This window comes from Williamwhitmania taraxaci, assembly GCF_900096565.1.
In the GTDB taxonomy this organism is placed as follows: domain Bacteria; phylum Bacteroidota; class Bacteroidia; order Bacteroidales; family Williamwhitmaniaceae; genus Williamwhitmania; species Williamwhitmania taraxaci.
In genome coordinates, this window is sequence record NZ_FMYP01000112.1 from 1 (window position 1) to 6,813 (window position 6,813).

The 6,813-nt window shown below is 42.7% G+C and carries 5 protein-coding genes and 1 pseudogene; 3 read left to right on the top strand and 3 right to left on the bottom strand.

Annotated features, from left to right (window positions below; translation table 11 throughout):
- A pseudogene (locus tag BLS65_RS18490) lies at positions 1 to 207 on the top strand (hypothetical protein); the annotation flags it as partial.
- 288 nt (positions 208 to 495) lie between these two features.
- Here the strand turns inward: BLS65_RS18490 and BLS65_RS16810 are convergent.
- Entirely contained in the window at positions 496 to 1,329 is an 834-nt protein-coding gene (locus BLS65_RS16810) for an RHS repeat-associated core domain-containing protein (protein WP_092440969.1), read from the bottom strand.
- A 98-nt stretch (positions 1,330 to 1,427) separates the two neighbouring features.
- On the opposite strand from BLS65_RS16810, the gene BLS65_RS18495 reads away from it, so the two are divergent.
- On the top strand, positions 1,428 to 1,577 hold the full coding sequence (locus BLS65_RS18495) for a hypothetical protein (protein WP_170830184.1): 150 nt from the start codon (positions 1,428 to 1,430) through the stop codon (positions 1,575 to 1,577).
- A gap of 65 nt (positions 1,578 to 1,642) precedes the next feature.
- On the opposite strand, the gene BLS65_RS16815 is transcribed toward BLS65_RS18495, so the two are convergent.
- Both BLS65_RS16815 and BLS65_RS16820 read right to left on the bottom strand, forming a co-directional pair.
- Entirely contained in the window at positions 1,643 to 2,092 is a 450-nt protein-coding gene (locus BLS65_RS16815) for a hypothetical protein (RefSeq protein WP_092440970.1), read from the bottom strand.
- A gap of 394 nt (positions 2,093 to 2,486) precedes the next feature.
- Complete coding sequence (locus BLS65_RS16820; protein WP_092440971.1) at positions 2,487 to 6,185, bottom strand: PAS domain S-box protein; 3,699 nt, start codon at positions 6,183 to 6,185, stop codon at positions 2,487 to 2,489.
- Between the two features lie 430 nt (positions 6,186 to 6,615).
- On the opposite strand from BLS65_RS16820, the gene BLS65_RS16825 reads away from it, so the two are divergent.
- Positions 6,616 to 6,813, top strand: a 198-nt coding sequence (locus tag BLS65_RS16825) for a hypothetical protein (protein WP_394331464.1), incomplete at its 3' end; no start/stop codon positions are given.

Below are 6,813 nucleotides of genomic sequence, written 5' to 3' on the forward strand. Positions count from 1 at the left end.
TGGTGCACGCTGATCGCCCAGCTGCTCATGACCGTGATCCAAAAGATGGCCAACACCCAGAAAGCATTTTCGGTGGTGGCAACGCTAGTCCGGATACACCTGATCAGCCTACTCGATGTTTTTGAGCTGCTCCGCAGCACCAAGCGGGACTACTTAAATAAGCGAGGTTCGCCAGATTTATACGGTCAAATTAAACTTATTTTCTGAGGGGTGCTTTTCTAATAATCAAAATCGTTGCCTGTATTTATTGGGATGCAGAGGCAATAAATGAATATTTAGAGTTTAGTCGGACAGTAGTGAATTCCTATAGTAACCATTCCTGAGTATTTCCAGATCTTTCAACGAATCATTAAATGTATAAAAGAAGTAAATATCCGTGTCTGAGTTATTAACGATTCTCAATCTACTATCTGCCGGATCACAGCCAAACAATAAAGAGAATACAAAGATAGTTGCAACACTTTGAAGTAAAGTTATTTTTAGTCTCATAATAATTTATTTATGTAATGGAAAGTTATTATAGTCCCACTTTATTGGTTTATCTAATGATTGAAAACCCCGAATACTTGCATTAACTTCACACCAACCAGCTTTATTTCCCGTTATTGCAAAGAAAAAACTTGCTGGGGCTATTATTTCATAAAAGTATTCAGGACTCGTTGTCCAAAACTGTAGCCAATGACCATACTCATGTGCCATAAGTGTTTGATTTATACTCTCTGTTGATTTAAAAACACCTTCGCCTACCCAAATACCCAATGGAGGAATTGTTATACCGCCACCTCCATTATTAAAAGTGGAACTTTCAAAAACAGGAGCCCAATGATAAAAACCAACAAGCTGTCCGCCTCTCGACATATTGGGTATACCGGTATAAGCCCCAATTAATTGGCTGCCAAGATTAGCCATTATAGATAGGGCAAAACTACCTGAGTTTCTCCTGTATTGCTGGTTTCTAAGATACTGGATGCCTCCCGTTGTCCAATCCTTCCCATATCGGCTTACATAATTTATTTTCACCTCATCAAACGACACCACACCTAAACTTGAGGTAGATCTATAAGTTCCAGATGTATAATCGTAATAGTATCCGCCTGCACCGCTACCGTTGTCACCACAACAGGGTAAGCCATAGCTAGAACTGCCGCCTCCCCCTCCTGAATTACCTTCGCCTCCGTTTATATACGAACCTCTGTAAGCAAATACGCCACCTCGCTCAAGCATTACCGAAAGGTAGGTATACCCACTCGGATCCGTGTACTTCAAGGGGTTGTTGGCGCAGTAGGAGTAGCCGTTGTAGTCCTGCGCGCTCAGGGGGTTGCCCACCATTGGGTCCACGCTTAGGAAGCGGCCCGGTCTTTCAAAGAACGTGTAGCGAAGAAAGCATCTAATTTGAGAATAATTTAGATGTGCTATTCTATAATTAAATGGTCAATAGTGTCACTGTCGATAACCCTGTCAGGGTTATGGCGTTTAGCCGGAAGGGCCAACTTGGTTCGGCTGGTTTGGCAACAAACCCTGACAGGGTTAAGAACCAGTTCAAGGACTTCTTCCAGAAAAACGCTGCTACCCTATAAAGCAAAAATCACCCCAGAATTTTGGGCGGTTCTTATGGTTTGAGATTGCTCCATATAGTAACATCTCATTTCTCATTTAAAACAGGCAACCTATTGCCTCTTACATTTATTAATGAATCCCGGTATGCCTCGAAATACATTTGCTGATTCCAGGACAATTTGCCATGGGAATACAAATAGTAGTATTTACCCAATAAAAACTCAATCTTACTAAGATCAATAACGCCACTAGGATTTTCAGCCATTTCAGTGTTTTTTCTAGTAAACAAATACAAAGTATCCTGATTCAGTAGTGCCATTTCAACATATACGGTGTCGTTTTTGTATGATTTAATAAAATCACCCAAACTATAAGACATTATTGCTCCTTCCTTTATTATGGAAAAACTCAAACGATAAGAAGTATCAGCCACCTCCTTCTTTAAACTATAGGTGGTTACCTTATCAACCTTAAACTTCTGAGCAACTTGCCAGCCATCCGCCCCAATCTGTTTGTTTATTTCATGTAGATGCATCAAACAACCGTCTAACTGGTCACGATTACAACTTGTCAACAATAAGGCAAGTATTATAGCCATACTAAAAAATCCGCTTGCACATTTTGAGCTATATGTCATAATTCTAAAGAATAAAATCTATTCTAGTTTCCACAATACACAGATTACAAATCCATACAACCGTCACACCTTTTGTAGTTTTATAAATACGCGGTCCACGCCCTTCAAAGAACGTATTACGAAGGTAGGAATTAATTTGATAATGAATAAAACCAAACCACAGATTACTCAGATTAACATAGAAGAGTAATACTCAGCATTACCTTTAACTGCATGCTAAATACATAAAAGATCAGCAACCAATCTACAGAAAACTTCCGTAAAATTAGTACTACACGACAAAGCGTCTCACCTACTTCTTCACAATAAACTTTGCCACCATTTGAAGTAACTCATCGTCGCTGTATGGCTTGGCGAGATAGTCATTACAACCGGCATTGAGTGCCTGCTCCCTATCGCCGGATAGGGCATAAGCAGTAAGGGCTACTATTGGGATCTTCGGATTAATCTCTTTGATGCGTCGAGCGGCTTCATAGCCGTCCATTATTGGCATTTTTACATCCATAAAAACTAATGCAATTGCCGGGTTTCCTTGGCAGATACTTACAGCTTCGCGCCCATTTCGTGCCCGCAAAACCACCAATTTTGAGTTGGCGCTTAGGATTTTTTGTGCCAGCAAAAAACTAAAATCATCATCTTCAGCCACAAGTATGGTGGCGGCTATCTCAAGCGATAATGTTGATATGGGTGGGGAAGTTGCTATATCTTTTACCGTTAAATCCCTGACGGGGTAAAACGGTAGGGACACAATAAATGTTGATCCTTTGCCCTTCTCCGACTCTAGATAAATTTCACCTCCTAGCAACGACACCAACCCTTTACAAATAGCCAAGCCAAGTCCTGTTCCTTCATGTCCCCTGGAATAGGTCATGTTTTCTTGCGTAAAGCGTTCGAAAATCAACTCTTGGTGATCCCTCGAAATCCCAACACCGGTATCGCTAACATAGAACTCTACGCTATCACCACTTACCCTACTTCCAAGCACTACACTACCTGCTGGGGTAAATTTTATGGAATTGCTAAGAAGATTGTTCAATATTTGGTAAACCTTTTGCTCATCGGAGTAAATGGGCGATTGCTCCAGTGCCACATCCAACTGATAGGTAAACTCAACGCTGTTGGTCATGAAATTATTACGGTATAGCACGAAAAGTTCCTTAAATACCTTTTCGAGATAGAACTCCTGTTTGTTCACCACCATCAGTCCGGCTTGGATCTTCGAGATATCGAGCACATCATTCACCGTATTGAGTAGACGAATACCGCTATTGGTTATAATCTGGGCATACTCCATCCTTGATTCACTATCGATTTCCCGCTCGCACAGCAATTTCGAAAAGCCCATAATTGCATTCATTGGGGTTCGAATTTCGTGACTCATATTGGAGAGAAAAGCCGACTTTAACCTATCGCTCTCCTCCGCATGCTCTTTTGCCAAGTGCAAGGCCGCATTGGTCTGAATAAGTTCCTCGTTTATTTCCAAATACTCTTCATTCTGAACTTGGATGGCTTCCGTTTGCTCTTGAAGCCTAAGCTCCGCATGCTTCCGCTCAGTAATATCTTCCTTAACCGCAATAACGTGGGTTATCTCTCCCTTACTATTCTTTATGGGGGAAATGGAAGCAAACTCCCAGTAACCATCACCGTTCTTGCTCTTATTGTAGAACTCCCCACACCAATCGTTGCCAGCGAGTATTGTTTCCCACAACTCTTTATAATCAGTCGATACGTTGTCGTTCGATTTGAGTATGTTCGGCTTTTTCCCGATGGCCTCTTCGGCAGAATAGCCGGAAACTTTGCAAAAGTGCGGATTCACATATTCAATAATTCCGTTAATGTCGGTGATCAACACCGAAACAGGACTCTGCTCAATGCCTTTGGTGAGTTTAATGATTTGTTCCTGGGCTTGAAGGCGAGCGGTAATGTCGTGTGCAATGGTAGCAACGGCCTGTTTCCCATCGTAGAGCGTAGGAATGGTAACTATTTCGACGTTGGCTACGCTGCCATCCATGCGTAGAAACTTTTCTTCTGCCAACAGGGACGATTTTCTATCCTTAGCGACCATAGCGATCCGCGCTTTGGAATGGACCACCGAGTCGGGGTGAACAAAATCCAATACGGGCCTACCTACAACTTGATCGGGAGTGCTTGCCCTGAGGAATTTCAGTCCCGCCTCATTAATAAATACAATTACACCCTCAATATAAACGACAATAGGATCGGGGAACGACTCAACTAGGGTACGAAAGCGCTCCTCGCTTTTGCGCAGCTGTTCCACAGCCTCCACCCGCTCGGTAATGTCGCGGCATATACCCTCACAAAAAAGAACATTACCTGCATCGTCTTTAATGTATCGAGCACTATCTTCTACCCAGATAATGCGTCCGCTTTTCGTCTTTAGTTGATAGGTTTCGTCTGTTGAGGTAAAATTTTTGTTTTCGGTAATAATATCCTCTCGGTCGCTAGGCTTAACATAGAGTTCGGTTGGAATATCCACGGCGAGCAGTTCCTCGCGACTGTCATAATCCAGCATTTTTATAAACGCAGGATTCACATCTAAAAAAGATCCCTGAGCCGTGGAACGATAATACCCGTTGGGCATGGAATCAAATAGATTTCGGAACTTTTCTTCGCTTTGCAGCAATGCCTCCGCAGCGCGTTTTCGCTCTGAAACATCGCGCGAAATAGTAATCATCCCCATAACCTTGTCATTCACAATTATGGGCGAACTGTTTACCTCCAACGGCACTCGCCGCCCGCTGGCGTCTATGATCTCCACATCGTAAAGGTGTGGTTCGAGGGCTCCCGACATTCGCTCATAAATACCGTCTTGTATTTTTTGATGATACTCCTCTGGGATTAAATCAAATAAGGATTTATGAACAGACTCCTCGTTGGACAAACCGACCAACGTCAATCCGGCCGGGTTCATGTATGTTACTTTTCCCGAGAGGGAAGTCATAGCAATAATATCGCTAGCCATTTCGGCAAGTTGTCGGTATTTCTCCTCACTGGCGACCACCAACTCTTGCATATGCTCAAACTCCTTTTCAAGCACCTTTTCGTGGGTAACATCTCGGCCACTGCCAACTGTGCCAATAATATTTCCTTGCTCGTCGTAGAAGGGCGACTTATATACATCCAAAAAGAGGAACTCTCCCTTTACGTTGCCATACTCATCGAACCTTTCGGTGCGCTTATTCTCAAGTACAATAGAATCAGTATCACGACATATTTCTCCAAAAGTATGCCATTCCGGATTGTCCAGATGACGCTCCCTCTCTCGCTCGGCAAAAAACATATCGTTTTTCCCAACTGGCTCTTTCGTGTCCTCAGCATTGAACAACTTCTCGCACATAGACTTGTTGGCGAAGATGTAGCAGTTATTCAAATCCTTTGCCCAAAGCATATCCTCCACATTATCGCACATCATGCGCAGCATAAGGTAAAGATTTTTATACTTCGATTCTATTGAATGTAATGCCTCACGATGCGAATAAAGAGTAGTGAGATCGTGAACCGTAGCCATTATTCTACGTACGCCCCCAATTGTGGTAGGCTGAAGGGTTGCCTCTACCCAAAATGTTTCACCCGATTTCCGTCGTGCCTTCCATTCAAAAGTTTTCGATTTTGAGGTAAGGGTTCGCTGAATCATGATCTGTGCGCGTTCATTGGTATAGCCCGCCTCCTCATCGCTCAGGTCGCCCATATTACATGCAAGCACATCCAACTTATCTGAATAGCCATAGAGGTGGAGCATGGTGTCGTTCACATCCACAATCTTTCCCGTTTGGCTGTTGTGGATAAATATGGCATCACTGGAAGAGTTGAATATTTCACGAAAATTCCGTTCACGCTCTACCAATGCCGACTGAACCTCCTCCATCTCCGCCAAATCGTTGGTGTAAGAAAGTTTCGTAGCATCTAACTCCTTCTGCAAACGCTCCACTTGGTTTTGAAGATCTTCCTTCGATAATCCCGAAAACGCCATAGCCCAATTCTATTAGTAACTCACTCGCTTCAATCCTGAACAGCACTCAACCCTTTGAAATATTTATTCGTGCCAAGATAAATTTAACTAATGAGAAACTGACTATTTGCGTCCAAATTATTGACGGGTTAACCACATATCCCAAGCTGCTCTAAAGAACGCTATAGTAGTTAACATACAAAGAGATATAAAACGCAACCTTATTACAATACGGATGATAACTGATCCTAAAAATGAAAAACAGCAGAAACGGTTATGGCACAAAAAAGGCCGGACATTCACATGGGCGGCCCAAAACTCCGAATTAAACTATTACCTTATATCCGCAACATAAAAGCATAAAATAATCGGGAACCCCTGTAATAATAATCATCACAAGGCTTTCCCGATTAAAATATTTTCACCTACTTAGGTGAAAACATCGTAGCGGATGAAAATTACATATTCTAGCGACACCATCAACTCTTTTGGCGGAATAAATTTTGCAGACAAAATTATCCGGGAGGCCTCTATTTACGACACCATAGACCAAACGCTTGGCATTCGGGGAGTTAAGGCACAGTATTCCTACAGTGATTTGTTTCGATCCTACCTCATGCTGGTTTTATGCGGCGGCGAATGCGCCGAG